The sequence below is a fragment of the Frankia gtarii genome (assembly GCF_025403375.1).
GTDB classification, from domain to species: Bacteria; Actinomycetota; Actinomycetes; order Frankiales; family Frankiaceae; genus Frankia; species Frankia gtarii.
The window spans coordinates 1-2,923 of the sequence record NZ_JAMPTM010000453.1 but is presented as its reverse complement, the minus strand read 5'-3'; the positions used below and the strand labels follow the sequence as shown (position 1 = coordinate 2,923).

Annotated in this window: 2 protein-coding genes and 1 pseudogene; all 3 read left to right on the top strand. The window is 72.8% G+C overall.

All coding sequences use genetic code 11. The features are described 5' to 3' along the window. Positions 1 to 1,259 (top strand): annotated as a pseudogene (locus tag NBZ83_RS31285) (hypothetical protein); the annotation flags it as partial. 160 nt (positions 1,260 to 1,419) lie between these two features. Beyond that, positions 1,420 to 1,620: a DUF7455 domain-containing protein gene (locus NBZ83_RS31280; protein ID WP_009742431.1), complete on the top strand. Its 201-nt coding sequence runs from the start codon at positions 1,420 to 1,422 to the stop codon at positions 1,618 to 1,620. Positions 1,621 to 1,852: 232 nt separating this feature from the next. Beyond that, positions 1,853 to 2,923, top strand: a 1,071-nt coding sequence (locus tag NBZ83_RS31275; protein ID WP_261576424.1) for a YihY/virulence factor BrkB family protein, incomplete at its 3' end; no start/stop codon positions are given.

The following is a 2,923-nucleotide window of genomic DNA, read 5'->3' as shown; positions in this document are numbered from 1 at the left end:
CCGCGGGTCCGGCGCTGACGCTCGTGTCCGACCAGGGGCTGCCGGCCACGCCGGTCCAGCCGGCGGTCGCCGCCCCGTCCCCGGCGGCGCCACCGGAGCCCGCCGCTCGCCCCTATGCCCAGCCCAGCAGCTTCCCGGCCGCCCCGTACCCGCCCGAGGACCAGCCGCTGGATGGCGGCGTGACAGCCTCGCCACGCCCCGCGACCCCGGCCATCGGGGCCGCACTGCGGCACCCCGCGGCCCGCACCGACGGCCGTTGGCAGCCGGCCCCCCGGGAGCACTGGGACGAGCCGGTGCGGACCGAAACCTTCCGCGCCGTGCCGGAGCCGGAATCCACCGGTGGCCGAGACGACCCGGCCGCCACCTACTACGCCTCGGCAGGGCCTGCGTCGCAACCCGCTGGTGCGGCTTCCGGCCGGTCGACGTTCGAGGCCGAGCTGAGCACGGCCACCCCCGCAGGTGGCGAGGCGGCCGGCGAGGCCGCGGACCCGTCCGCGCCCGCCGAGGAAGCTGTTTCGCACCGCCCCGAGCCGCAGACACCGCGCCGGACGGCGGCGACCCGCGTCGGCTCGTTGCCGCGCGGGACCGGCCGCCGGGTCGCCGAGCCGGGCGGCGCCCGGGCCGGCGGCGCGGCACCGGCCGCCGCCGGGCGCGCGACGCCGGCCGCCCGGTCCCGTCCGGCTGCCCCGGCCGCGGCCGGATCCGGACGAACGGGAAGAACATCCCGGGCCGCGGTCGCTCAGACCGCCCCGCCGGCCGTGACTTCCGCCACGTCGCCGGCCGGGTCCGCCTCGATGTCCGCGGTGGCGGGTGCCACGGGCACCGCCGCCGGGGGCGTCGCCGGCCCGTCCACGCCAGTCGCCACCCCCCCGGACGGGCACGCGCCACAGGGCGGCGATGCCGCCGCCGCAGTGCCATCCGCGGGCGGCGGCCCCGCTGTCGAGGAGTCGAGCCGGGCACCCGCGGTGACCCCGGCGGCGGCTATGGGCGCGGCGGGAGAGGCTCCCGCCGCCGTCGGCGGGCAACGCCGAGGCGCGTCGGCGTCGGCAGCAAAGGGCGAGCCGACATCTACTGATCCGGAGGATTCAACGACGGAGGGTACCGGCGAGGCGACCACAGAGAAGTCGAGCGCACCCGCTGCGTCACGGAGTCGGCAAAACAACGGCACCCGTGGGGGGGAACGTCCCGCAGGCGGTCGACGCGGACGCAAGTCAGTGCCAGCATGGGACGACATCGTCTTCGGTGCCCGACGGCCCTGATCAGGCCGCAGAGCCCCGGGGGCGGGGTAACCGTCCGCGGGTCCGAAGCTCCGCGGACACCACGCCGCTCTGGATGCAATGACGCCACGAGAGCCGGCTGTGAGTAAACCGTCACATGGTCAGCAGGAACGTCTGACCGCCTAACACAGTTGGAGTAGATGTGACAGGGACTACCACGAAGCCGACGCTAACCAACCTCGATCGTTGCGACCGGTGCGGTGCCCAGGCATACGTGCGGGTGGTGCTGCCTGGCGGCGGGGATCTCCTTTTCTGCCGGCATCATGCGAAGTCGCACGACTCCAAGCTGCGTGAGATGGCCGTCGAATACCACGACGAGACCGACAAGCTCAGCGTGTCCTGAGCCTTACCCTCAGGTATCAAAGGGGCATGCCACGACCACGTGGCGTGCCCCTTTCGCTGCTCCTCGCCGCGGTGAGAGGCAGGCGTCGTGACCATGGATCGCGCGTTTCCCCCTCGGGCCCCCCGCTTAGGGGATCGGCCCCGGCCCCGCTTGGGTGCCGTTGACCTTCAGGCGTCCCACCAGGCCATACGGTGGGGCCGTGCCCGCCATGGGGAAGGAGACATCCACCCCCATGGTTCGCAGCCAGCCGCGGCGGCGCTGGTCTGTGCTGCTCCGCCGGGTCGTCCTCGAGGCCAATCCGGAGCTGACGGCGCACGCCCGCCAGAGCCGCACGGTGGCCGAGGCACGTGTCCGCCGCAGCGCGATGTTCCGCCGCCTTGACCGCCAGCAGCGCCGGGTCCCCCGGGGTCCGCTGCGCCTGGCCCGCACGACGCTCGCCAACGCCTGGCGCCACCGGGTGCTGGGCCTGGCCGCGGAGGCGGGATTCTGGCAGCTGCTGTCCCTGCCACCGCTGCTACTATCCCTGCTCGGTGCGCTCGGTTACGTCGCCGACGCCATCGGCGGGGGCGCCCTGAGCAGCATCCGGGACAGCATTCTGCGCGGCGCCGGCGACCTGCTGACCGAATCAGTGGTCGACGACGCTGTGCGGCCCACCGTGGACGAGATCCTTTCTCGCGGCCGGCCGGACGTGATCTCCATAGGCTTCGTCCTTTCGCTGTGGACCGGCTCGACGGCGATGGCGACCTTCGTCAACACCATCACCATCGCCTACGGCCAGCGCGACCTACGCTCCGCGGTGCGTAGCCGGCTGGTGGCGCTGTGGCTGTTCCTCGCCCAGCTCACCAGCGGCGTCATCATTCTGCCGGCGTTGATCCTGGGTCCCGGGATGATCTCCCGGATTCTCGACGCCGATCGGCACCCCTTGGTCGACCATCTACTGACCCTGCTGTTCTGGCCGGTCGTCGGGCTGGTCGCGCTCACGATGTTGACGTCGCTGTACCACCTCTCCCTGCCGGTACGCAGGCCGTGGTGGCGGGCGCTTCCCGGGGCGACCCTGGCATTGGTGTGCTGGCTGGTCGGCAGCTACCTGCTGCGGCTGTACCTGGAGATCGTTTTCAGCCACGAGCTGGTCTACGGCTCGCTGGGCGCACCCGTGGCGGCGCTGCTGTTCTTCTACATCACCGCGCTGGCGGTCCTGTTCGGCGCCGAACTCAACGCGGCACTGGACGAGCAGTCCTCCCACCGGTCGAAGAAGCACACCCACGGGTCCACCGCCGCCGGCTCTACTCCCCCTGTCTCATAT